The following is a 21,920-nucleotide window of genomic DNA, read 5'->3' on the forward strand; positions in this document are numbered from 1 at the left end:
GGCGTAGATCCATTGGCAGTTCATGATCTTCAGCAACTGATTCTCTCCCTACGTGAACGGGGGGTTGCGATGTTGATCACTGATCATAATGTACGCGAAACATTATCAATTACAGATCGTGCTTATATCCTTGCCGATGGCACAATTCTTGCATCAGGCACTGCCCATGAGGTGGCAAATAACCCCTTGGTTCAGAAGCATTATCTTGGTGAGGACTTTAGATTATGAATCGCTTTATTACATTTGTTAATCGCTACTGGCGCCAGGTTCCGTTGATGGATCGTTGGTTGTTATCTGAATTGCTGGGTCCCCTACTGTTTGGTATTGCAGCATTCACAGCCGTTACCCTATCGGTTGGAGTGGTTTTTGAACTTGTTCGTAAGGTTGCTGAATCGGGGTTGTCAGTTGCGATAGCAACTCAAGTTCTATTTTTAAAACTGCCTGGTTTTCTAGTTCTCTCCTTTCCCATGGCCACCTTAATGGCCACACTGCTTGCCTACAGCCGTTTGTCTGGTGGCAGTGAGCTCACAGCTCTGCGCAGCATCGGTGTTTCAACAGTGAGATTTGTTGTTCCAGCAATATTATTGGCTGCTTTAATGAGTGGCCTTACCTTTATGTTTAATGATTTTATTGTCCCCCCAGCCAACAGGGCAGGTTATGTAACCCTCCATAAGGCCCTTGGCAGAAGCATTGATTCTGAAAAAGGTGAAAATATTATTTACCCTCGCTATGGAAAAGTTATTGGCGGACCAGCTGAGGAGAAAGAACGTTTAGTGCACTTGTTTTACGCTAGGAGTTATTTCAATGGCGCTATGCTTGACGTTACATTACTAGATTTTTCCAGGCCAAATAGTAGGCAGATGCTTAAGGCAAAGCAGGCTAGGTATGACGAAAAATCGGGCAATTGGGAATTTCTTCAGGGCAGCGTTATAAATATTTCAGAGAATGGTGGAATGAATACCACAGCTGAATTTGATAGTTATTTTTACCCCCTTGGTGAGGGCCCATTAGATCTAGCTGAACTGCCAAGGGATGCAAATAATATGACCGTTGCTCAAGCTCGAGAGGGATTGCGCATCTTGGAGCAGGCCGGAGACCGTAAGGAGGTTCGCAAGTTAAAGGTTCGCATTCAAGAAAAATTTTCTTTCCCTGCCATTTGTTTAGTGTTTGGCTTGATAGGTGCCAGTTTGGGTGCCAGGCCCAATGGCCGCACAAGCCGCAGCCAGGGTTTTGGCATAAGTGTTCTATTGATATTCCTTTACTATCTTCTGGCTTTTGTTTTTAGTTCCTTGGGAGTAAAAGGTACCCTTTCACCAGTTCTGTCTGCTTGGTCGCCTGTGTTTATCGGGCTTATTGGTGGTGGATACCTGCTTAGGCAGGCAAGTCGCTAGGAATCCACCCACCCTTTCCATCCGTGCTGTATTAAACCTGAGGTGTGTTCTTGAATAATCCCTTGCTTGATCCTGTGCTTTTGCTGGGGCTTCTGGCCTTTGGTTCCCTGTTACTAGCTCTGCCCCTTGCCTTCTGGGGCCTCAGCGGTAGCCCTCAGGCCCCTACGGCAAAACTGGTACGGGGCTTGGTGGTGGCTGCAAATCTTCTCTTAACTACCCAGCTTTTGTGGCGATGGCTCGATTCAGGCCATTTCCCCATCAGCAACCTGTATGAATCCCTTTGTTTCCTCGCTTGGGGTTGCACCCTTACGCAGTTATTGGTTGAGCGCAGTTGGCCTTCAGGGCTCGTACCCGCTGCCACCACGCCAATGGCATTGGTTTGTGTTGCTTTTGCAAGTTTTGCCTTACCAGAAACCCTTAAAAATGCTGCTCCACTGGTGCCGGCCCTACGTTCCAGTTGGTTGGTTATGCATGTGAGCGTAATAATGATGAGTTATGCAGCATTATTAGTTGGCTCGCTTTTATCAGTTGCCGTGCTGATAACTGAACCCAGTAAAGTGCTAGAACTACGAAGTAGCTCAATTGGCAGTGGGGGCTATCAAAAAGCACACCTTAATCAAGGTGAATCCATTTCATTACAAGGCAGCTACTTTGGCCTGGGTGAAAGACTTGATAACCTTAGTTACCGAACAATTACAGTTGGTTTTCTGCTTTTAACAGTGGGAATCATCAGTGGTGCTGTATGGGCAAATGAAGCATGGGGAAGTTGGTGGAGTTGGGATCCAAAGGAAACCTGGGCTTTGATTTGTTGGCTTGTATACGCGGCTTATCTGCATACCCGTTTAACCCGCGGTTGGCAGGGCCGCAAACCCGCCTGGCTAGCTATGGGAGGTCTTGTTGTAATCACAGTTTGTTATATAGGTGTTAATTTACTTGGCATCGGTTTACATAGTTATGGTTGGTTTTTTGATAGTTAGTTTGCTCTAGTTAGCAGGGCTTGAAAGTCTTTATTTTTGGCCAGTGCTTCGATAATTTTGTGGCGTTCCCATAGGCCAAGCTGGCGTTCGGGGAAGCCATCAATAAAATCATCAATCACCTTAAGAGGTTTGCCTAAATTAAAGGGACTGATCTCAAGATTAAGCAATCGGAATGAGCCGCTTGGAATATCAATGCTCTTCTTGGATCTCGGGTAGGTTGAAGTTAGTAAATATTTAATATTACTTCGTAAAAAATTCTTTAGAACGATCGCAATATCTGTATTGGAAAGATGGAACAAGCAATCCCTGCAGAGCCAAATGTCAGCATCGGGTAATTTGTCATTAATTATATCCAAACAAACAAAGTTCCTTTTTTCTGATCCATAAAGGAGCTGATTGCGGCTAACTAGTGATTCAACTATGTCACCACCAACATAGGTTATTTCACCGTTCCATTCAATCATCCTAAACCAGTTGTAATCACCGCAGGGGGAATCTAGGATGCTAGTAACTTCAAGCTCCTCTACTAATTTTGGAAGCTCGGCCCTCAGGTTTTCCGTGTAGGCCATGGTTGAACCCGGTCCCGATACGCTTTCACTGTCCCCCCAGAAATTATTATTATAATAATAATTAAATATGTCGCTATTATTACCAATTAAATCAAGTTTGCGCTTTTCCTCTGAGTATTTGAATTTATCTAGCGAGTATTTCTCGCCAAATAAATTAGAGGTTAAAGAGGTTAATAAATCTATGAATTTTTTGAAAAACATTCCTTACCAAACTGCCTTTTAAGATCAATATATTATAGCGCGTAGCGCGTAGCGCGATTTAAGCGCCTGGGCGACGACTATTCCTAATGTTGCTGATTGCCTCTGCGTAATTATCTGTATTGAAAACGGCTGAGCCTGCCACCAGGGCATTGGCACCTGCTTCGATTACTTGCCAGGCATTGTTTGCCTTGATGCCACCATCTACTTCAATCCAAGGATCGAGGCCCCTCTCATCGCACATGCGCCTCAGGCTTCGCACTTTATCTACGGCAGATGGGATAAAACTTTGGCCACCAAAACCAGGGTTAACACTCATTAAAAGCACTAAATCACAGAGTTCCAGGCAATATTCAAGGCTGCTTAAAGGAGTGCTGGGATTAAGTACTGCGCCTGCTTTACAACCTAAATCGCGAATTTGGCCAAGGTTGCGGTGGAGATGGGGACAGGCTTCAACTTGTACATAAATGTGGTCAGCGCCTGCCTTTGCAAAATCGGCTACGAATTTTTCTGGTTCAACAATCATCAAATGCACATCCAGTGGCTTGCTGGTTACGGGGCGCAGGGCCTCAACCACCAGGGGACCGATGGTGATGTTTGGCACAAAACGGCCGTCCATCACATCAACGTGGATCCAATCGGCACCGGCTTGATCCACTGCCCTCACATCATCGCCAAGCCTTGAAAAGTCTGCGGAAAGGATCGATGGGGCAATCACAAGGGATTTTTCGGTCATGGGAGGGCCGGTGGTTGCCAAATTGTACGGAGCACCGCGGCGACCAACGCTGATACAGTCAACGGCGCTTTGCTTCCCTCAAAGGAGCCAGCAAACCGTTCTTTGCCCCAGCCCCCTTGGACCGCACCCTTATCCAGGAAATTCTCGAGGTAGTCGAGCAGGCCGCCATCGCCTCCGCCGAACTCACAGGTATGGGCCTGAAAAATGAGGCGGATGCCGCTGCTGTTGAGGCCATGCGCAAGCGCATGGGTTTAATCAACATGCAAGGCCGAATCGTTATTGGTGAAGGTGAGCGGGACGAGGCCCCCATGCTCTACATCGGTGAGGAGGTGGGCACTGGCACGGGTCCAGGCGTCGACTTCGCCGTAGACCCATGCGAGGGCACAAACCTTTGCGCAAACAGCCAGAGGGGATCCATGGCGGTTCTTGCCGCCTCAGACCGTGGCGGTTTGTTTAATGCCCCAGATTTTTATATGAAGAAACTGGCGGCTCCCCCCGCTGCAAAAGGAAAAGTTGATATCCGCAAGTCGGCCACAGAAAACATTGCAATTCTTAGCCAGTGCCTGGGCCTTGCTGCCAGCGAACTGGTAATTGTTGTGATGGATCGTGCCCGCCACAAGGATCTAATCGCTGAAATCAGAACTACCGGAGCAAGGGTGCAACCAATCTCCGATGGCGACGTGCAAGCGGCAATTGCCTGTGGATTTGCTGGCACAGGCACCCATTGCCTTATGGGCATTGGTGCAGCCCCCGAAGGTGTGATTTCAGCTGCTGCCCTAAGGGCCCTTGGAGCTCATTTCCAAGGCCAGCTGGTTTACGACCCCGCCGTGGCTCAAACTAGCGAGTGGGCCGACTACACAAGGGAAGGCAATATTGCTCGCTTAAATGAAATGGGTATAACCGATGTGGATAAGGTTTATGAAGCGGATGAATTAGCTTCAGGGGAGAATGTTGTATTTGCAGGTAGCGGCATCACCGATGGTTTGCTCTTCCATGGGGTTAAATTCGAGAAGGATTGCACCCGCACCAGCAGCTTGATTATCAGTACCTTAGACAACACAGCCCGTTTCACTAACACTGTGCATATCAAGGAAGGAGCTACCAGCATCGCTCTGCATTAAATAACCACTTAAAAAACCTTCAAGAATGGAGCTGGCTTATGCCTCTCCATTCTTGAGTTCCCCCCGTTTGGCCATGCATCTAGCCGTCGTAGGGCTTAGCCACCGCACGGCTCCTGTTGAGATCCGCGAAAGGCTGAGCATTCCAGAGCATTCTTTGGAGGTTTCCCTTAAGGAACTTCGTTCCAGTGATCAGGTACTTGAAGCATCAATCCTCAGTACCTGCAACCGTTTAGAGATCTACAGCCTTTTGAAGCAACCCCAACAGGGGGTTGAGGCAATCCAAGATTTTCTTGCCAGCCACAGTGGCTTACCTGGTTTAGAGCTCAAACCGCACCTATTTGCCCTTCACCACGAGGAGGCAATCCAGCATCTGCTGAGGGTTAGTTCTGGTCTCGATAGCTTGGTTTTAGGAGAGGGACAAATACTCAGCCAAGTAAAAAAAATGTATCGGTTGGGTCAGGATCACCAATCGATAGGTCCGATTTTAAATCGCCTCTTAAACCAGGCCGTAAGTACTGGGAAAAGGGTTCGCACTGAAACCAACCTCGGTTCAGGTGCTGTTTCGATCAGTTCAGCAGCGGTTGAGTTGGCTCAATTGAAGGTTGGGCAAGAGCAGGGTTTAGATGAATTGGTATCTCTGAACAGCGAACAGATCGCTGTGGTGGGTGCAGGTCGCATGGCCCGCCTGTTGATTCAGCATCTCCAAGCCAAGGGGGCTAGGGAGCTGGTTTTGGTAAATCGAACCGTTGCAAAGGCGGAGCTGCTTGCGGCTGATTTCCCCGAGCTGCCGATCAACTGCGTGGGGCTAGATCAACTCAACAACAAATTGATTAGCAGCTCCCTGCTGTTTACGAGCACAGGCGCCGATGAACCGCTGATCAACTGTCAGCGGCTAAATGGGCTGATGCGCACTCAGCGTTTGATGTTGATCGACATAGGCGTTCCCCGAAATATCAGCTCGGATGCAAGCCTGAGCCGCAATGTGCAGTGTTTCGACGTAGACGATCTCCAAGAGGTGGTAGATCGCAATCAAGCAGCACGCCGTGAGCTCGCCCTTCAGGCAGAGGTGCTGCTTGAGGAAGATCAGCGGGCTTTTCTTGAGTGGTGGGATGGCCTGGAGGCTGTTCCCACCATCAATCGCTTGCGTAGGCACCTGGAGGACCTGCGCCAGCAGGAACTTCTCAAGGCCTTAAGTCGGATGGGAGCCGATCTATCCGATCGGGAGCGCAAGGTGATCGAGGCCCTAACCAAAGGAATCATCAACAAGGTGCTGCACGGCCCCACAACGGCCCTTCGAGCCCCGCAGCCCCGGGCAGCAAGGCTTCAGGCCATGGAAGCCCTAGAGAAGCTATTCGGCCCCTTTGCGGCCCCTGGTGACGGGGAATCAAGCGGCAACTAGCCGATTTTTTGAATCGGGCATTTACGGATCGAAAACAGATCACAAATTAAACTTGCTTCTCGCGAATTCCTTGCCGGAATGGGGGTGCTTCCACCAGAGTGGCGCCGCTGCAGGGGTTAGATGAAAAGAGTTCTCGCGATCATTCTTGGAGGCGGAGCCGGCACCAGGCTTTTCCCCCTCACCAAAATGCGGGCCAAACCCGCAGTACCCCTGGCTGGCAAATATCGATTAATCGATATCCCAGTTAGTAATTGCATTAATAGTGGGATTACACAGATTTATGTGTTAACCCAGTTCAATAGCGCTTCATTGAACAGGCACATATCTCAAACATACAATTTATCCACTGGCTTTGGCCAAGGTTTTGTTGAGGTTCTAGCAGCTCAACAAACACCAGATAGCCCAAGTTGGTTTGAAGGTACGGCGGATGCAGTGCGCAAATACGAATGGTTATTTCAGGAATGGGATGTTGATGAAGTTGTGATCCTTTCAGGTGATCAACTTTATAGAATGGATTATCAGTTATTTGTTGAAGAGCACCGTCGCAGCGGCGCCGATCTCACTGTTGCTGCCCTACCAGTTGATAGCGAGCAGGCAGAGGGTTTTGGCCTAATGCATGCTGATGCCGATGGCTGGATTACTAAATTTAGAGAAAAGCCGAAGGGCGAAGCTCTCACTGAGATGAGGGTGGACACAGGTGGCATGGGCCTCAGTGCAGAGGATGCCGCCAAAAGGCCATACCTGGCATCAATGGGTATCTATGTTTTCAAGCGAGATGTGCTTTTTAAGCTCTTAGCTGAAAATCCTGAGGCCACCGATTTTGGTAAGGAGATTATCCCCACAGCACTACAAGACGGCAAGAAATTACGCTCCTACTTCTTTGATGATTATTGGGAGGATATCGGAACTATCCGGGCATTTTATGAAGCAAACCTGGCCCTAACAGCCCAACCCCATCCACCTTTCTCATTTTATGACAAGCAATTTCCTATCTATACAAGGCACCGCTACCTACCACCATCAAAATTGCAGGATGCCCAGGTAACTGAATCAATCATTGGTGAGGGTTCATTACTTAAAGCCTGCAGCATTCACCGCTGTGTTCTTGGTGTTAGATCCCGAATTGAAAATGAAGTGGTGCTGCAAGACACACTCGTTATGGGTTCTGATTATTTTGAATCGGGAGAAGAGAGGGAACTACTGCTTGAACGTGGAGGCATCCCCATGGGTGTTGGCAGGGGCACCACGGTGCGACGGGCAATCCTCGATAAAAATGTGCGCATCGGCGCCAACGTAACCATCGTCAACAAAGATCACGTGGAGGAAGCCGATCGCCCTGAACACGGCTTCTACATCCGCAACGGCATTGTTGTTGTGGTGAAAAATGCCTCCATTGCCGACGGTATGACGATCTGATTAAAGGAGCTAAAGCTTTGGGATCCGAACAGATCCAGGTTCTTAGCAGGCCCTTAAGCCAGTTGTTGCCACACTGCAATCGACTGGTTTTTTGGTTTAACCATGGGCAAAGGGCATTTTGGACTTATCGGCCTTGGCGTTATGGGCGAGAACCTCGTTCTAAACGCTGAACGCAACGGCTTCTCTAGTGTTGTTTACAACCGAACAGCTCAAAAAACCGATGAGTTCCTTGCCGGCCGAGGCGCTGGTAAGCAAATAAGTGGTGCCTACTCCCTTCAGGAGTTTGTAGACAAGCTGGAGCGCCCTCGCCGGATCTTGATGATGATCAAGGCGGGTCAACCTATCGACGACACCATCGCCAGCATTTCGCCCTACCTCGAGGAAGGCGACCTGCTTATCGATGGTGGTAACTCCCTTTACACCGACACTGAAAGACGAGTAGCAGAGCTGGAAAGCAAAAGTTTTGGCTACATCGGCATGGGTGTTTCCGGAGGCGCCAAGGGTGCATTGGAAGGTCCGAGCATGATGCCCGGTGGCACAAAGGCCTCCTACGACGCCATCGAAAGCCTCGTAACCAAGATGGCTGCCCAAGTAGAAGACGGCCCCTGCGTTACTTACATCGGCCCTGGCGGTTCGGGCCACTTCGTTAAAACAGTGCATAACGGCATCGAATACGGCATTGAGCAAATACTTGCTGAGGCCTACGACTTAATGAAGCGTGTTGCCGGCATGGGTGGCACAGAAATGGCGGATGTGCTCGGCAAATGGAATAGCAGTGAAGAACTTTCCTCTTATTTGGTTGAAATTACCGAGGTTTGTTTACGCACAAAGGATCCTGAGGACGGCAGCGACCTTGTGGAAAAAATCATGGACCAAGCCGGCCAAAAGGGCACTGGTCTATGGACCGTTGTTAGTGCCCTTCAGATGGGGGCTCCCGTTCCAACGATTTACGCATCCTTAAATGCGCGCGTAATGAGTTCACTTAAACCCCAGCGGGTTGCAGCTGAAGCCAGCCTCAAGGGGCCAGCGATCAAAGCTTTCCCCATGGGTACCCCTGAAGATGGCATGGCACCTCTTATGGATGCTGTTGTGTTGGCTTCCATGGCCAGCTATGCCCAGGGCATGGAACTTATGCGTATCGCTTCAGAGGAGCACAACTACAAATTGCATATGCCTTCAATTGCACAGATTTGGAAGGGGGGGTGCATCATCAGAGCCCGTTTGCTTAAGCGCATCCAAGACGCCTTCAACAAAGATCCGCAACTTTGCAATTTGCTTGTTGATCCTTGGTTTGCAGAGCAGGTAAACCGCCGTTTACCTGGCCTTGCCCAGGTGGTTGCAGGGGCAGCAGAGGCGGGAATCCCAGTGCCTTGCTTTAGTAGCACCCTCGACTACATCAATAGTTATCGCAGCCCCCGCCTGCCCCAGAACCTGGTGCAAGCAATGCGTGATTGCTTTGGCTCCCATACCTATCAAAGGGTTGACAAAGAAGGGGCCTTCCACACTGAGTGGCTTTAGTGGCAAGTTATCAACTAATTGAGGTTGCAGATCGCGCCGAATTAGCAGCGCGGGCCGCGGAGCAAATTGCCCAAACGATTGAGGGTGCTCTTGCGCTTCGCGATCGGGCACAGATTGCCCTGTCTGGTGGCACCACTCCAGAAGCGGCCTATCGGAATTTGGCCGAATACAACCTTCCTTGGCAGAGAATCGACTTCTTCCTTGGCGATGAACGTTGGGTTCCGGCCAACGACCCCCTCAGCAATGCCCGCATGGTGCGTGCGAGCTTGCTGGGCAATGCCAAAAGCGCCTTTGCTTGTTTCCATCCAGTACCAACGGATTCCCCAAACCTTGAAAAAGGAGTTGAGGCCTATGAACGCAGCCTTGAGCAGATCTGCCAAAGCAGTCCACCGGTTCTTGATCTGGTGCTTTTGGGCCTTGGCGATGATGGCCACACGGCATCTCTATTCCCTGGCACGGCCGCCACTCAGGTTCGTGATCGCTGGGTAACCGTTGGAGAAGGCAAAGGAATTCCAAGGATTACCTTCACGGTGCCGGTGCTTTGCGCCGCCCGTTCAGTGTTGTTCCTCGTGGCAGGTACCAGCAAACAAGAAGCGCTCAAACGCTTACTTGATCCAGCTGAAAACCCAGGCCGAACCCCAGCCAAGTTGGTGCAAACCAATTCAGATATGCTCGTATTTGCGGATACCGAAGCATGTGCAGGGCTTGGTTGAACTGGTGATATTGCTGATAGCCGCAGGCGATGGATTTAGTGGTTGGGCAAGCCTCAACGACACAGTTATGGGCGGCCGCAGCAGTGGTGCTTGCAGCGTTGGCAGTGATGGTTTGCTTATGCAAGCCGAGGTGGTGGCTGAAGGCGGTGGCTTTGTTAGCTGCCGCTCCCCCCGCTGGAACCCGCCGCTCGATTTATCGGCAGCAGGGGCGATTGAGCTTGTGCTTCAGGGGGATGGGCGCCGATATAAATTTGCCGTTGCCAGTTCTGATCTGGCCGGAAAATTGGCAGATCTTGTACCTGGAGGATTGCGCTGGGTTCGCGACTTTGATACCCAACCAACTGGCACTACAACTGTTCGAATACCTTTTGCCGATTTGCTACCAACGCTGCGGGCAAATCCCGTTTCAATACCGCTTCGATTTGATCCCAGCCGCGTTGTTCAAATGCAAATACTGCACTCGCGTTTTGCAGAAGATGGTTCAGAAAATATTGGCTTTCGACCAGGGCCATTGAGGCTTTTAGTTCAGAAGCTAGAAGCTGTTCCTTAATGGCAACAACTTGGCTACCGGCTGAGGGGCAATTGCTGGAGCAGGCGAAACTGCTGCAGAGCATATGTAAATGTGCCGACCACTCAAAACCTGAATTAAGGCATGCAGCAATTTTGCTTGAAGCTGCTGTTGATAGTTGGGTTGTGCGCCTTGAAGCGCGGGATTGCGCTGGTTTAAGGCGAGAACAAGATGATCTCGAACTTGAAATATACGGTTCAGCGCAAGACCCATCACTGCAAATTGGCTGGCTGCAGCAACAAAATCAACCCCTCCTATGGCTCGGTCGCCATCCAGTATGGATGGATCCAAATACGGGCCTTCGCCAGGAGAGACCGGCGGCAGGCATGGATTTGGAAACCATGGCTAGACGCTTGCGCAGCCTCCTAATTCAGGGTTGATCAGTAACAGCACCCTTGCTGCTGCAACTTACCTGCCGGGCGTACTTTCCTAAAACACCAGTGCTATAGGGGGGCTTTGGGGCGCGCCAAGCTGCCCTGCGTTGATCTAATTCTGCATCGTTTACGTTCAACTGAACCAATAATTTGTGGGCATCAACTGTGATGCTGTCGCCTTCTTGTACCAAAGCAATCGTGCCACCCACGGCTGCTTCCGGTGCCACATGGCCAACCACCATTCCATAGGTTCCACCTGAGAAACGGCCATCGGTAATCAGCGCAACCTGATCACCCAAGCCCTGGCCAATAATTGCGGAGGTAGGCGAAAGCATCTCACGCATGCCAGGTCCGCCTACGGGTCCCTCATAACGAATGATCAGAACATCACCGGGAAGTATTGAGCCAGAAAGAATTGCCGCCAGGCAATCCTCCTCACATTCAAAAACACGGGCAGGTCCGGTGAGGCAGGGATTCTTTACGCCTGAAATTTTTGCAACACTGCCTTCACTAGCTAGGTTTCCTTTTAAAACTGCTAAGTGGCCCTTTGCATATAGTGGATTTGATAAAGGTCTAATTACATCTTGATTTGTTGCTGGTAGCGCTGGGATATCAGCCAGAACATCATTCAATGTTTTACCTTCAATGGTGCGGCATTCACCGTGTAATAACCCCGCATCCAATAACAACTTCATCACTTGGGGTATGCCTCCAGCCGCATGAAGGTCGGTGGTAACAAAACGGCCGCTCGGCTTTAGATCACAAATAACAGGGACCCTTTGACGGATGCTTTCAAAGTCATCAATGCAAAGGGGAACTCCGGCAGTGCGCGCAATAGCCAATAAATGTAAAACCGCATTTGTTGATCCACCAATGGCCATAATCACGCTGATGGCATTTTCAAATGCCTCGCGGGTAAGTAGATCTCTAGGACGTATATTCTGCTCAATAGCTGCAACTAATACCTCGGCTGAACGGGCGGCACTATCTGCCTTTTCCTGGTCCTCAGCCGCCATGGTGGAACTTCCAGGCAAGCTCAAGCCCATCGCTTCTATGGCAGAACTCATCGTGTTCGCAGTGAACATTCCGCCGCAACTACCAGCTCCAGGACAGGCATTTTTTTCAACAGCAAGCAGCTGAGCCTCATCAATTTTAGCTGCTGTGAATTGACCAACAGCCTCAAAAGCACTTACTACTGTTAGATCGCAGCCTCCAAGTTTGCCTGGTTTAATAGTTCCGCCATAGATAAATATTGCAGGTATATTCATTCTTGCCATGGCAATCATGGCGCCAGGCATGTTTTTATCGCAACCACCAACGGCAATAACACCATCCATCGATTGGCCATTGCATGCTGTTTCAATTGCATCAGCTATCACCTCCCTTGAAACCAGGGAATATTTCATTCCCTCGGTTCCCATCGAAATACCATCACTCACGGTGATGGTGCCAAACATCTGCGGCATAGCCCCAGCCAAGAAGGCAGACTGCTCCGCACGTTTAGCTAGATCATTCAAGCCGATATTGCACGGCGTAATCGTGCTGTAGCCATTTGCAATACCAACAATTGGCTTATTGAAATCTGCATCACCAAATCCAACCGCCCTAAGCATTGCCCGGTTTGGGCTTCGTTGTATCCCTTGGGTGATAGCAGCGGAGCGGAGTTTTTCCATGGCAGCGGTGGGAGCTCTAAACAGATCCTCTCAGTTCCCAGGTTCGGGGCTGAGATCCTCAAGTTGGCGGCGCACCTCATCGATGGCGATGTTCAGTCTTTGAACCCTCTCCTCAAGGCTCTCAGGCACTGCTGAAACCGAAGCAGGGCCAGGCGCAAGGCTGTTTAATTTGCTCAAACGCCTCATTTGATCGCCAAGGGCCTGCCTGCGATCAGCCCTGGAGAGCAACCACCAGGTGAGGCCAGCCGCCCCTAGGGCTGCACCCGTAACAGCGCTAAGAAAAAGTGAGCCTGAACTGCTGGGCTGGTCGGCCATAAAAGGGCCAAAAACTGAATTTACCCTAGGAAATCATCGGTAGCGGTGCCATAAAGCCTGTGGTTGGCATTGCCCAGCCCAGGCACTACGCAATTGTTGTCGTCTAATTCTGCGTCGATGCAGGCGGTATAGATGCTCAGGTTTGGAAACTGTTCTGCCACCCGCCTCAGTCCTGGAGCTGCTGCTACAGCGCAAATAGCTCTCACCTGTTCGCCTCGTACCGATTTTTCATCCAGGGCGCTGAGCACTTTGATCAAATTTGATCCGCTGGCGAGAACTGCATCAAAAACAACTACGCCAACCCTTTCACCTATTTGGTTCGGCAGGCAATTGAGATAGGTGGTGCCTTGATCACTAAAACCCAAATGGGCAACCCTGGCATTGGGTAAAACCTCCTGGCCTCCCGCCCAGAGCCCCAAACCGGTGGTTAGCAATGGAACAACCAAAAGTGCGGCGGTGGGATCAATCACAAAACCATCACAACTTGAATGTGGGGTTTCAACCTGAACGGCCTGTTGGGGAAGCCAATCACGAATCGCCTCGTAACTGAGCCAGCGACCCAATTCCTTCATGGCGGAGGCAAATAAAGGCGGAGGTGTGTTTTTGTCGCGCAATACGGTGAGCCAATGGGCTACCAGCGGATGGGGAGGAACGATCACCCGCAAAGACATGCTGCTGGCATAATTTGGATGGATCAGCTTAGGAGTTGCCATGGCGCCGGTCCAAAAAAAAAGATCAGTGTTTGATCGTTTTAAGGCTCTAGCTGCAGCTGTTTTTTTATTGGCGGCGCTGCTGCTTTTTGGCCAACCGCAGAGCACTTTTGCCATGACGGCACCTGAATTACGTGGAGCCAAATCACTCCAGGATCTAAGCCCAAATATGCACGGCAAAGATCTTCAACAAAAGGAATTCCTAAAAGCGGATTTAAAAGGTTTTGATTTTTCGGCCGCAGACCTACGCGGAGCAGTTTTTAATGGCAGCCAGCTGCAGGGCAGCAATCTTCAAGGGGCCGACATGCGCGATGTTGTTGGTTTTGCCAGTGGATTTCAAGGGGCTGATTTGAGTCAGGCTCGCCTTGATCGCAGCATGTTGCTGCAGAGTCATTTCCGCGACGCCCGCATCGATGGAGCTGATTTCTCTGAGGCAGTGCTCGACCAGCCGGAAATTAAGGCACTTTGTGCAAGGGCTGAAGGCGTAAATCAACTATCTGGAATTAGCACCGCAGAAAGCCTTGGCTGCGGCTGAAATAGCGGTGATAGGGTTGTGCATCGGTTCCCAGGTGATCAGGCCTGGGAGGTAACGGGGAAAGTCCGGTGAGAATCCGGCGCTGTCCCGCAGCTGTAAGAGGTGCAGCCAGTGGCTTGCCTTGAGTCAGAACGCCCGCCGAATTCACCCCCATCCCCGGCGCGGACCGGCTTCTCGGATGTTCAAATCTTTGTTTCCTAAGGCTTCACTGGCCATCTTTTTCAGCGTTTTAGTTTTGATTTTTGGTTTGGGCACTCCGGTGTTGGCCCACCACTTAATGGAATTTTTTCCAATGGAGCCAAGCCCAGCTTCAGGTTTGCTGAGCGGACTGCTGCACCCGGCCCTTGGACCAGACCATCTACTCTTCCTGCTCGCCCTTGGCATTGTTAGTTTGGGCCAAGAGCTACGTTTTCGCTGGGTGCTGGCCCTTCTAGCTGTTGGTTTAGCTGGATCGCTTACTGGTTTGGCATTACCAAACAGCTTGCCTTGGGCTGATGCATGGATAGGTTTTTCACTGCTTTTGGAAGCCCTTGTTTTACTTAATCGCTTACCAAAACTGCTGCTGATTCCTGCCTTTGCCTTCCATGGCTATGTGCTTAGCGCTTCGGTGCTGGGTTGGGAGCCAACACCAGTTTTCTTCTATTTAATCGGCTTGTTAATTTCCCAGGGACTTTTGCTTTGGGTTGCTTTAAAAGTTGTGAGAAATTCATGGGCTCAGTGGGGATCAACTGGCAAACTGAGAATTGTTAGTGGAATGCTTGCTGGTATTGGCACTAGCTTGGCCTGGTCTAGCTTGGTGCCTTAATAATGGTAATGGGAAATAATCGTATACCGGTAACAGTAGTTACCGGTTTTCTTGGCGCTGGTAAAACCACATTACTAAGATATTTATTAAAGCAAACAACCCAAAGATTAGCTGTTATTGTAAATGAATTTGGTGAGGTTGGAATTGATGCTGCATTAATAAAAAACTGTATTGATTGCCCAGACGATGCTGGCTTAATTGTTGAGCTCGCCAATGGCTGCTTATGTTGCACGGTTCAAGATGATTTTTTGCCCACAATTGAGAAATTGCTGGCCCAACCACAGGCCTTAGATGGAATTATTATTGAAACAAGCGGGCTAGCCCTTCCAGAACCGTTATTGCAAGCCTTTCAATGGCCTCAAATCAAACATCGCACCATCGTTCATGCGGTTATTACCGTTGTAGATGGTGAAGCGCTAGCTGCTGGCTCGGTAGTTTGTAAACCAGAAGAGCTAGAAAAGCAGAGGTTTGAAGATCTGAGCATCAATCACCTTGATGCAATAGAGGAGCTGTTTAGAGAACAGTTAGAACAGGCTGATCTTGTGTTGATCTCAAGGGCCGACCTGCTTAAACCTGATCAACTACAAGTTGCCAGGAATTTCCTGGAGGAGCAATTAAGGATGTTGCAAATTCAGAATAGGCCGCAATGCCTAGCCATCGCTAACGGAGAGCTTTCAGCGGATTTATTGCTTGGTATCCAGCACACCAATAGGTTAAATGAGGCAGAAGAGGAGCACACCCACAGCCATCCTGAACTAAATGCCGCCGCCTTAAGCCTGCAGGGAGAATGGCACAAGGATGGTTTAGCTGAAATGATCCTCGCAAATGTTATAAAGCCTATGGATCTCTATCGCCTCAAAGGACGCATACCAATAAAGGGCAAAGAACTTCCTTTGCAGGTGCAAGCTGTTGGTAGCCGGCTGAATTTATGGTTTGAAGCCGATGGATTAGATAGTGATCAACTCGAAATAGTACTGATCGGCTCCAATCCAGATGCGAAGAGATTAGAGCTTCACCTTGATGAATTTAAGTGCTAGTCGAGGGGTAGGGGACCTTTAGTGCAAACAGGCCCCCAACAAAGCGCACCAGCCTCTTCCCAACGGGGTTGAGCACTCTTCCATGAACCCTTGCCTTGACGCAATTGGACCGTTCCTGTTCCGTTGTGTTGGATGCTCCATCTTTCGCTGCCAATATTTAGCTGCCATCTACTGCCAGGTTCAATCACAGCTACGGAACAAGAACTCCATATTTTGGTTCCAACTCGGCACTCAGTGGCAATCACAAGCGACTCTGCCTCAACCATCTTGGCTGAAGTGAGAAGAAGCATTAGCAGCAGGGCCCGCACAGGTCCCATTGTCTCAACACTGAGATCAATTTCACCATGGCAATTTTTCGAGCTTTTGGCAGCCAATGCTGTCAAGATCGAAATACTTGCTTTGGCTAAGTGCCCCGTTTTGTAGCTCGAGTGCAGGTGCAGCTCAGACCATCGGTATTGGATCCAGCTGGGGAGGCCACCAGGGCTGCCGCCCAAAGGCTAGGAGTGACCGGTGTAAGGCAACTGCGCATCGGAAAGATGGTGGAAATGGAGTTGGAAGCAGCCACTATCGAAGCAGCCCGTTCTGAGGTTGAACTGCTTAGTGATCGCCTCTTGGCTAATCCCGTAACCGAAAATTGGACGCTTGCTTTGGAGCAGTGCGAATGACCGTAGGCATAGTTGTTTTCCCAGGTTCAAACTGCGATCGAGACCTGGCTTGGGCCCTTGAGGGCATTTTGGAGATCCCCTGTAAGTTCCTTTGGCATGCCAATAAGGATTTGGAGGGAGCAAAAGCAATTGTGCTTCCCGGGGGATTTAGCTATGGCGATTACCTGCGCTGTGGAGCATTAGCCCGCTTTGCGCCGTTATTGGAAGAGGTAAGAAAATTTGCCGAAGCGGGCGGACCAGTGTTGGGTATTTGTAATGGCTTCCAAATCCTTACCGAGATGGGTTTACTGCCTGGCGCTTTAACCAGAAACCAAGATCTGCACTTTATTTGTGAGCCATGCAATTTAGTAATTGGGCAAGGCAAATCTAAGTTTATTGCTAATTATCAGCCAAACGAAACAATAAATTTACCAATTGCCCATGGGGAAGGCAGGTATTTCTGCAACTCTGATACCCATGAATTGCTAGAGCAGAACAACCAAGTTGTGTTGCGCTACCAAGCGAACCCAAATGGTTCTGTTGGCAACATAGCTGGCATTAGTAATAAAGCTGGAAATGTTGTTGGCATGATGCCCCATCCAGAGAGAGCCTGCGATCCTCAATTAGGTGGCACCGATGGCCAGCAACTGCTGCGGGCACTTGTGGGCTAAAAAACCGGACAACTGAGGTTGCCCGGTTTTAAGTTAAAAATTAAAGTTCAAATCGCAGCAAAAAAGTCTTTGCTGCCCACTGGATCAGGATTCATAGTGCGATCACCGGGTGTCCAGTTTGCAGGGCAAACCTGATCTGGATTGGCTTGAATGTGTTGAAAAGCTTGGAGAATCCTGAGGGTTTCCTCTACATTGCGGCCAACACCGAGGTTATTGATTGTGGCATGCTGAACAATTCCAGCATCATCAATTATAAATAGTCCACGCACAGCAATACCAGCTTCTTCGTCTAGAACGTTGTAGGCGCGAGCAATATCCTTTTTAAGGTCTGCCACCAACGGATAGGCCAAGTCACCCAATCCACCCTGTTTACGATCGGTTTGTATCCAGGCCAGATGGCTGAATTGACTGTCTACGGAAACACCTAGAACTTCAGTGTTCTTACTGCTGAATTCAGAATAGCGATCGGAAAATGCTGTAATTTCAGTGGGACATACAAATGTGAAATCTAATGGATAGAAAAACAAAACAACATACTTGCCGCGATATTGCGACAAACTAATTTCTTTAAATTCCTGATCAACCACTGCCGTTGCGGTGAAATCAGGGGCCTGTTGGCCAACTCTAAGTGTTCCGTTGGTCATGATTAGTACAAGCGGTTAATGGGAAATCAGCTTATACGGAGTAAATCCGCATAAGGATAGGGATAACATACCACTTTTTCGGTCCCCCCGTGGGTTTAAGCTGACACTATTAAATCAATTGCTTTTATGGCCTGGGATCCGGCGCTAATGCGCAAATACAACAACACTGGTCACTTTCGCTTGCTCAATCAACTGCGAAGCGAACTTAAAAACCACCCAATTCAACGGAGCGCCAAGGAAGAACCAGGTGGAGCTAAAGAATCTTCCTTAGGTGGATCCCCCAGAACAAAGGAAATCCGTCCCCAAACCTATCAAGCAAACCGCACAAGACGCAGCGTTAATTTAAACGAAAGCACCGTAAATAACGAATACAACAAAGAGCAAACCACTTCAACAAGCTTCAGAGACAGATTAAATGCAATTGAAATGCGTTGATGGCTCGAGGGAGACTTGAACTCCCGACCCCGGGGTTATGAATCCCGTGCTCTAACCAGCTGAGCTACCGAGCCATGGCAGCCTTAAAGCATAGATGATTGAGAGACCCTTTAACTATTTTCGGGGTAAAAAGGCAAGTGGATTTGCCGCGCCACTGCTGGGTGGAATGATCTCAAAATGAAGGTGGGGACCTGTGCTGCGGCCAGTGCTTCCCATTAGGGCAAGAGGGGTGCCTTGGCTCACATTCATACCCTTGCTCACTAGCAATCTACTGTTGTGGGCGTAACGGGTGAGTGTTCCATCTGGATGGCTAATTTCTACCAAGTAGCCATAGCCACCTTCATTCCAACCAGAGCTTGCCACAACACCATCAGCAACAGCAACTATGGGAGTACCAACATTATTTGCTACATCGATACCACGGTGCATTCTTCCCCAACGCCAGCCATAACCTGAGGTGAGGGTGCCAACGGCTGGCCAAATATATCCAGTAAAAGATCTTTGATTTTGTTGATTACCAAAATCTGGTAAACCTGGCCAACTCAAGCCGCCACTGCCGCCGGGAGTAATACCAAAAGGTAAACGAGCGCGAACAGGTTGCAGAAGCTTAACTGGAGTATCAACCGCCAAGCGAGCAATCGGGTTCAAGCCAGGATTTAAACGAGTTAATTCATGAACTGGAATTTCATAGCGATCGGCGATTTTTGCGAGATTATCTCCAAATCTTGCAAATATCGACTTTTGAGGTGCTGAGCGTCGCAGTTGAGAATCATCAATGGCTGCAACTGATTTCAGCAGATCAGCAGAACGGCTTGGCAAGGCAAACCATTCACCGGCTACAAATTTTCGACTGGTATCACAATCATTTAAAACTGCAAGCCTTTCAGCAGACAAATCAAGTTGATCTGCTAATTGTTCAACCGTAATATCATAACGAACCCTAGCCCAAAGTGAGGGGATCTCAGAGCTGGCTATGAGTTCAGGTTTATAGTGAGTAGAAATATTTTGAATTGAACTATTAATTGGAGTGGATGAACTTAAAAATGGCGAACGATCAAGATTTGAGCGACCAGGCATACCTGCGGACAACAGGAATGCAGCAGGAAAGCTAATGGAAACAGTTACAAGTAAAGCGGAAGGCTTCATGCAAAAGTATCAAAGAACAAGCCGTTGGAGAAGCCAACATCCAACGACTTCGATAGAATACACCATGCTCAAGGGAAAATCAAGTGCCCTAAGTTACAGAAAGCCCACTAATTAGCGAGATCACTGTTCAGCAAAGGCTTTTTAATTTGCCTTAGAGCCTCAAAAAGCACAATTGCTACTGCAACGGAAAGATTCAAGCTCCTAACGCTGGCACAAGGTAGTGGTACGGTAAGAAATGCGTCACAATCACTGCGCACGTAATCGGGCAGCCCACTGGTTTCGCGCCCAAACACCAGCCAATCTGAGTCTAGAAAGCGATAATCGAGATACGAATCTGGGGCGTGGCGGCTAAGGGCAATCAGTTTGCCGCCCATGCCGTGGCAATGGCCCAGGCAATCAGACCAATTGCCATGGCGATGTAGATCTACAAATGGCCAGTAATCAAGACCGGCACGCTTCAAGGTGCGATCACTAATCTCAAACCCAAGTGGTTCAACTAGATGCAGCGGAGTTTTGGTGGCGGCGCAGGTGCGGGCAATATTTCCTGTATTTGGGGGTATTTCTGGTTCAAACAGAATGATCCTGGGCATCCCTAGTTCATACCAACAACAGTTGTGCAAAGCCTATGTAGGGGAAGGGCCTCACCCATGCAAACCAACCAGCGCTCGATACAGCAACTTGCACAGGCCCTAGCCAAGCTGCCAAGGCGGTCGCGAAAGCAGCCACCAGCAACAGTTGCTGGTACAACTCCCCAGCCCACCTCCTCACTGACAAGAACCACTGGAAGCTTTCGAACTGATAACACTTCAAGAAGTCCAGCCTGCATTGCTAGCCATTCATTATCCGTAAGCTCAAGGCCAAGGGATACCCAGCTGCCGAGGGAGTCGATCAATAGAAAATTATTAGCTAAATCACTGCTGTTATCTAGGATTTTTAATAACAGATGCGGGTGTTCAAGCTCCATAAGCTGCCAGTAACTGGGGCGCCTTTGGCGATGAAGATCAAGCCGTTTCTGCCAGGATGCATCATCGGGGTATAAATTGCCCGGAGCCACATAGCAAATTGGATTGTTAGCTGCTTTTGAAACAAGTAATTGTTCAGCCCACTCACTCTTCCCACTGCGGCTAGCACCTGTAACGATGATGTGTTCAGTCACCGTTGCGTTTAACCACCACCATTCATATTGCGCAAAGTGGCCACAGAAGATGGAGATACGCGATTGAGGTAACGGAAAATCCAATATTTAAATATTGTTGCTAAAATAACAGGGAATGTTGCAATGAAAAGCATTATAAAATTTTCTTCAGTTGGAAGCCCTAAATGACTTGAAATGCTTTGAAGTAACACAGTCCAACCCTCAGGGCTGTGGAATCCAACAAATATGTCTGTAAATAGAATAATAACAAATGCTTTGGCGCTGTCACTTAATCCATAAACGGATTCATCAAAGAAGCCACGTAAAACCCTTAAGTCTTCCCTGCCTAAAAAACAAACAAAAGTAAAACCAATAAGTGCGATCAAATCGGAAATAACATTCTTTATGGCTCCGGTGCTCTTGGAATCGGCCTCATCCTTGAGCTGGTCGGCCCTTTCAGACAGTTTTGTTCTTATCTCATCAATGGAAGGGGCCTCCCTCCCCGCCAAAAGAGCATCAAACTCCAATTCTTCTTTGTAGAGGCGCAACTTACTAACCGCAGCATCCTGCAGCTGCGGTTTTGTGTAACTCAAAAAAGGAACTTCAGGCGCTAATCGATCAATTATTGGTGCAACGATATAGGTGCGTGAAACCTGTTGCAACAGAAGGGGCACTAATATAAGAAGTAATAAAATTCTTAACGACACAAGAGTTGAATCACGCCTGCGGCGAAAGCCCGCAACCAAGCTGGCTTCAGCCTCTGGATTCAATTCATTACGTACCCGATCAAAAACGCCGAGCAAACTACGGGGCAGTGCCTCTGGCCGACGTAATATTCCCTGGCTATCGGCACCGCCATATCGCCTTACAACCGATTCAATTAACTGCAATTGACGTAGTTCTTGGCTATCTAGCTCCGACCTATGCAGTTCTATGGCACTAACATATTGACGGCAGTTTGCTAAGGCTGATCGAAATCTCCTAATTATTTGAGCCTGTGTTGTTTTAGGTAATCCCAAATCCACATCTGTACGAACCGGTCGATCATTGAAATATTCCAGTTCAAGGCCCTGAATCATCAGGGCAGATTCATAGGCAAGCTCTAGGTTGCTGCTGAATTGAAGTTCTTCAGCCTTGCCAAAGGCTCCCAACCAGTTGTTCATCCCCATGTTGGGCCTGATCTACCGCTT

At 49.1% G+C, this 21,920-nt stretch carries 27 protein-coding genes, 1 tRNA gene and 1 riboswitch; of the genes, 16 read left to right on the plus strand and 12 right to left on the minus strand.

What is annotated here, in order from left to right:
• The 3 genes from KBY68_RS04200 to ccsB all read left to right on the plus strand — a co-directional run.
• Window positions 1-228 (plus strand): ABC transporter ATP-binding protein C-terminal domain-containing protein (locus tag KBY68_RS04200; RefSeq protein ID WP_462476630.1); only part of this gene is annotated, 228 nt, incomplete at its 5' end.
• Window positions 225-1,391, plus strand: coding sequence for an LptF/LptG family permease (locus tag KBY68_RS04205; protein ID WP_255096007.1), 1,167 nt, complete (start codon window positions 225-227; stop codon window positions 1,389-1,391). The genes KBY68_RS04200 and KBY68_RS04205, both read left to right, overlap by 4 nt.
• 50 nt (window positions 1,392-1,441) lie before the next feature.
• Window positions 1,442-2,368 carry a c-type cytochrome biogenesis protein CcsB gene (gene ccsB, locus KBY68_RS04210; RefSeq protein ID WP_241537020.1) on the plus strand — a complete coding sequence of 309 codons (927 nt, stop codon included), beginning with the start codon at window positions 1,442-1,444 and terminating at the stop codon, window positions 2,366-2,368.
• Here the strand turns inward: ccsB and KBY68_RS04215 are convergent.
• Together KBY68_RS04215 and rpe are read right to left on the minus strand one after the other, a co-directional pair.
• Window positions 2,365-3,138, minus strand: coding sequence for a class I SAM-dependent methyltransferase (locus tag KBY68_RS04215; protein WP_255096008.1), 774 nt, complete (start codon window positions 3,136-3,138; stop codon window positions 2,365-2,367). The genes ccsB and KBY68_RS04215 overlap by 4 nt on opposite strands.
• Before the next feature lie 58 nt (window positions 3,139-3,196).
• Entirely contained in the window at window positions 3,197-3,871 is a 675-nt protein-coding gene (rpe, locus tag KBY68_RS04220; RefSeq protein ID WP_106499361.1) for a ribulose-phosphate 3-epimerase, read from the minus strand.
• A 116-nt stretch (window positions 3,872-3,987) separates the two neighbouring features.
• Between rpe and glpX the strand changes: the two genes are divergently transcribed.
• The 7 genes from glpX to KBY68_RS04255 all read left to right on the plus strand — a co-directional run bounded on the left by glpX (window position 3,988) and on the right by KBY68_RS04255 (window position 10,986).
• Window positions 3,988-4,992 carry a class II fructose-bisphosphatase gene (gene glpX, locus KBY68_RS04225; protein WP_255096009.1) on the plus strand — a complete coding sequence of 335 codons (1,005 nt, stop codon included), beginning with the start codon at window positions 3,988-3,990 and terminating at the stop codon, window positions 4,990-4,992.
• Between the two features lie 73 nt (window positions 4,993-5,065).
• Window positions 5,066-6,391, plus strand: a complete 1,326-nt coding sequence (locus KBY68_RS04230; RefSeq protein WP_255096164.1) for a glutamyl-tRNA reductase — start codon at window positions 5,066-5,068, stop codon at window positions 6,389-6,391.
• Window positions 6,392-6,511: 120 nt separating this feature from the next.
• A complete protein-coding gene (locus KBY68_RS04235) occupies window positions 6,512-7,807 on the plus strand; it encodes a glucose-1-phosphate adenylyltransferase (RefSeq protein WP_106499359.1) in 1,296 nt (431 codons plus the stop codon).
• A gap of 102 nt (window positions 7,808-7,909) precedes the next feature.
• Window positions 7,910-9,325, plus strand: coding sequence for an NADP-dependent phosphogluconate dehydrogenase (gene gndA / locus KBY68_RS04240; protein WP_255096010.1), 1,416 nt, complete (start codon window positions 7,910-7,912; stop codon window positions 9,323-9,325).
• Window positions 9,325-10,038 (plus strand): 6-phosphogluconolactonase, encoded by a 714-nt coding sequence (gene pgl, locus KBY68_RS04245; protein ID WP_255096011.1) that lies wholly within the window; start codon window positions 9,325-9,327, stop codon window positions 10,036-10,038. Before gndA ends, pgl begins: the two co-directional genes overlap by 1 nt.
• Window positions 10,004-10,588, plus strand: coding sequence for a CIA30 family protein (locus KBY68_RS04250; RefSeq protein ID WP_255096012.1), 585 nt, complete (start codon window positions 10,004-10,006; stop codon window positions 10,586-10,588). Before pgl ends, KBY68_RS04250 begins: the two co-directional genes overlap by 35 nt.
• Entirely contained in the window at window positions 10,588-10,986 is a 399-nt protein-coding gene (locus KBY68_RS04255) for a DUF8659 family protein (RefSeq protein WP_255096013.1), read from the plus strand. Before KBY68_RS04250 ends, KBY68_RS04255 begins: the two co-directional genes overlap by 1 nt.
• Here KBY68_RS04255 and ilvD read toward each other — a convergent pair.
• The 3 genes from ilvD to upp are packed head-to-tail and all read right to left on the minus strand — an operon-like array spanning window position 10,977 to window position 13,681.
• Window positions 10,977-12,653, minus strand: coding sequence for a dihydroxy-acid dehydratase (ilvD, locus tag KBY68_RS04260; protein ID WP_255096014.1), 1,677 nt, complete (start codon window positions 12,651-12,653; stop codon window positions 10,977-10,979). The two genes, KBY68_RS04255 and ilvD, sit on opposite strands and share 10 nt — an antisense overlap.
• A 30-nt stretch (window positions 12,654-12,683) precedes the next feature.
• Entirely contained in the window at window positions 12,684-12,968 is a 285-nt protein-coding gene (locus tag KBY68_RS04265) for a hypothetical protein (RefSeq protein WP_255096015.1), read from the minus strand.
• Between the two features lie 20 nt (window positions 12,969-12,988).
• Window positions 12,989-13,681 carry a uracil phosphoribosyltransferase gene (upp, locus tag KBY68_RS04270; protein ID WP_255096016.1) on the minus strand — a complete coding sequence of 231 codons (693 nt, stop codon included), beginning with the start codon at window positions 13,679-13,681 and terminating at the stop codon, window positions 12,989-12,991.
• Here upp and KBY68_RS04275 point away from each other — a divergent pair.
• The 3 genes from KBY68_RS04275 (at window position 13,680) to KBY68_RS04285 (ending at window position 16,055) form a co-directional block, all read left to right on the plus strand.
• Entirely contained in the window at window positions 13,680-14,213 is a 534-nt protein-coding gene (locus tag KBY68_RS04275) for a pentapeptide repeat-containing protein (protein WP_255096017.1), read from the plus strand. The genes upp and KBY68_RS04275 overlap by 2 nt on opposite strands.
• Window positions 14,214-14,220: 7 nt before the next feature.
• Window positions 14,221-14,370, plus strand: a riboswitch (cobalamin riboswitch).
• Between the two features lie 21 nt (window positions 14,371-14,391).
• Window positions 14,392-15,018 carry a HupE/UreJ family protein gene (locus tag KBY68_RS04280; RefSeq protein ID WP_255096018.1) on the plus strand — a complete coding sequence of 209 codons (627 nt, stop codon included), beginning with the start codon at window positions 14,392-14,394 and terminating at the stop codon, window positions 15,016-15,018.
• Between the two features lie 8 nt (window positions 15,019-15,026).
• Window positions 15,027-16,055 carry a GTP-binding protein gene (locus KBY68_RS04285; protein ID WP_255096019.1) on the plus strand — a complete coding sequence of 343 codons (1,029 nt, stop codon included), beginning with the start codon at window positions 15,027-15,029 and terminating at the stop codon, window positions 16,053-16,055.
• Here the strand turns inward: KBY68_RS04285 and KBY68_RS04290 are convergent.
• Window positions 16,052-16,321: a hypothetical protein gene (locus KBY68_RS04290; RefSeq protein ID WP_255096020.1), complete on the minus strand. Its 270-nt coding sequence runs from the start codon at window positions 16,319-16,321 to the stop codon at window positions 16,052-16,054. The two genes, KBY68_RS04285 and KBY68_RS04290, sit on opposite strands and share 4 nt — an antisense overlap.
• Window positions 16,322-16,462: 141 nt before the next feature.
• Between KBY68_RS04290 and purS the strand changes: the two genes are divergently transcribed.
• Both purS and purQ read left to right on the plus strand, forming a co-directional pair.
• Entirely contained in the window at window positions 16,463-16,720 is a 258-nt protein-coding gene (purS, locus tag KBY68_RS04295; protein ID WP_106499350.1) for a phosphoribosylformylglycinamidine synthase subunit PurS, read from the plus strand.
• The gene (purQ, locus tag KBY68_RS04300) at window positions 16,717-17,370 is read left to right on the plus strand and encodes a phosphoribosylformylglycinamidine synthase subunit PurQ (protein WP_255096021.1); all 654 of its coding nucleotides are present in this window, start codon (window positions 16,717-16,719) and stop codon (window positions 17,368-17,370) included. Before purS ends, purQ begins: the two co-directional genes overlap by 4 nt.
• Window positions 17,371-17,417: 47 nt before the next feature.
• Here the strand turns inward: purQ and KBY68_RS04305 are convergent, their stop codons facing one another.
• A complete protein-coding gene (locus KBY68_RS04305) occupies window positions 17,418-18,017 on the minus strand; it encodes a peroxiredoxin (protein ID WP_106499348.1) in 600 nt (199 codons plus the stop codon).
• A 123-nt stretch (window positions 18,018-18,140) separates the two neighbouring features.
• On the opposite strand from KBY68_RS04305, the gene KBY68_RS04310 reads away from it, so the two are divergent.
• The gene (locus KBY68_RS04310; RefSeq protein ID WP_106499347.1) at window positions 18,141-18,449 is read left to right on the plus strand and encodes a hypothetical protein; all 309 of its coding nucleotides are present in this window, start codon (window positions 18,141-18,143) and stop codon (window positions 18,447-18,449) included.
• Here KBY68_RS04310 and KBY68_RS04315 read toward each other — a convergent pair.
• The 5 genes from KBY68_RS04315 to pxcA form a co-directional block, all read right to left on the minus strand.
• Window positions 18,450-18,523: transfer RNA gene (locus KBY68_RS04315), tRNA-Met, on the minus strand.
• A 40-nt stretch (window positions 18,524-18,563) separates the two neighbouring features.
• The gene (locus KBY68_RS04320; RefSeq protein ID WP_255096022.1) at window positions 18,564-19,595 is read right to left on the minus strand and encodes a peptidoglycan DD-metalloendopeptidase family protein; all 1,032 of its coding nucleotides are present in this window, start codon (window positions 19,593-19,595) and stop codon (window positions 18,564-18,566) included.
• A gap of 107 nt (window positions 19,596-19,702) precedes the next feature.
• Window positions 19,703-20,185, minus strand: a complete 483-nt coding sequence (locus tag KBY68_RS04325) for a tRNA (cytidine(34)-2'-O)-methyltransferase (RefSeq protein WP_255096023.1) — start codon at window positions 20,183-20,185, stop codon at window positions 19,703-19,705.
• Window positions 20,186-20,187: 2 nt separating this feature from the next.
• Window positions 20,188-20,751: a bifunctional adenosylcobinamide kinase/adenosylcobinamide-phosphate guanylyltransferase gene (locus KBY68_RS04330; RefSeq protein ID WP_255096024.1), complete on the minus strand. Its 564-nt coding sequence runs from the start codon at window positions 20,749-20,751 to the stop codon at window positions 20,188-20,190.
• A gap of 8 nt (window positions 20,752-20,759) precedes the next feature.
• Window positions 20,760-21,899, minus strand: coding sequence for a proton extrusion protein PcxA (gene pxcA / locus KBY68_RS04335; RefSeq protein WP_255096025.1), 1,140 nt, complete (start codon window positions 21,897-21,899; stop codon window positions 20,760-20,762).
• Between the last annotated feature and the right edge of the window lie 21 nt (window positions 21,900-21,920).

It is taken from the genome of Synechococcus lacustris Maggiore-St4-Slac (assembly GCF_024345595.1).
In the GTDB taxonomy this organism is placed as follows: domain Bacteria; phylum Cyanobacteriota; class Cyanobacteriia; order PCC-6307; family Cyanobiaceae; genus Synechococcus_D; species Synechococcus_D lacustris.

Coding starts and splice junctions, on each gene's coding strand:
- KBY68_RS04205 (WP_255096007.1), top strand. CDS start 225: ATGAATCGCTTTATTACATTTGTTAATCGCTACTGGCGCCAGGTTCCG.
- KBY68_RS04215 (WP_255096008.1), bottom strand. CDS start 3,138: ATGTTTTTCAAAAAATTCATAGATTTATTAACCTCTTTAACCTCTAAT.
- rpe (WP_106499361.1), bottom strand. CDS start 3,871: ATGACCGAAAAATCCCTTGTGATTGCCCCATCGATCCTTTCCGCAGAC.
- KBY68_RS04230 (WP_255096164.1), top strand. CDS start 5,066: ATGCATCTAGCCGTCGTAGGGCTTAGCCACCGCACGGCTCCTGTTGAG.
- KBY68_RS04235 (WP_106499359.1), top strand. CDS start 6,512: ATGAAAAGAGTTCTCGCGATCATTCTTGGAGGCGGAGCCGGCACCAGG.
- gndA (WP_255096010.1), top strand. CDS start 7,910: ATGGGCAAAGGGCATTTTGGACTTATCGGCCTTGGCGTTATGGGCGAG.
- KBY68_RS04255 (WP_255096013.1), top strand. CDS start 10,588: ATGGCAACAACTTGGCTACCGGCTGAGGGGCAATTGCTGGAGCAGGCG.
- ilvD (WP_255096014.1), bottom strand. CDS start 12,653: ATGGAAAAACTCCGCTCCGCTGCTATCACCCAAGGGATACAACGAAGC.
- KBY68_RS04265 (WP_255096015.1), bottom strand. CDS start 12,968: ATGGCCGACCAGCCCAGCAGTTCAGGCTCACTTTTTCTTAGCGCTGTT.
- KBY68_RS04275 (WP_255096017.1), top strand. CDS start 13,680: ATGGCGCCGGTCCAAAAAAAAAGATCAGTGTTTGATCGTTTTAAGGCT.
- upp (WP_255096016.1), bottom strand. CDS start 13,681: ATGGCAACTCCTAAGCTGATCCATCCAAATTATGCCAGCAGCATGTCT.
- KBY68_RS04280 (WP_255096018.1), top strand. CDS start 14,392: ATGTTCAAATCTTTGTTTCCTAAGGCTTCACTGGCCATCTTTTTCAGC.
- KBY68_RS04285 (WP_255096019.1), top strand. CDS start 15,027: ATGGGAAATAATCGTATACCGGTAACAGTAGTTACCGGTTTTCTTGGC.
- KBY68_RS04290 (WP_255096020.1), bottom strand. CDS start 16,321: ATGGTTGAGGCAGAGTCGCTTGTGATTGCCACTGAGTGCCGAGTTGGA.
- purQ (WP_255096021.1), top strand. CDS start 16,717: ATGACCGTAGGCATAGTTGTTTTCCCAGGTTCAAACTGCGATCGAGAC.
- KBY68_RS04310 (WP_106499347.1), top strand. CDS start 18,141: ATGGCCTGGGATCCGGCGCTAATGCGCAAATACAACAACACTGGTCAC.
- KBY68_RS04320 (WP_255096022.1), bottom strand. CDS start 19,595: ATGAAGCCTTCCGCTTTACTTGTAACTGTTTCCATTAGCTTTCCTGCT.
- KBY68_RS04325 (WP_255096023.1), bottom strand. CDS start 20,185: ATGCCCAGGATCATTCTGTTTGAACCAGAAATACCCCCAAATACAGGA.
- pxcA (WP_255096025.1), bottom strand. CDS start 21,899: ATGGGGATGAACAACTGGTTGGGAGCCTTTGGCAAGGCTGAAGAACTT.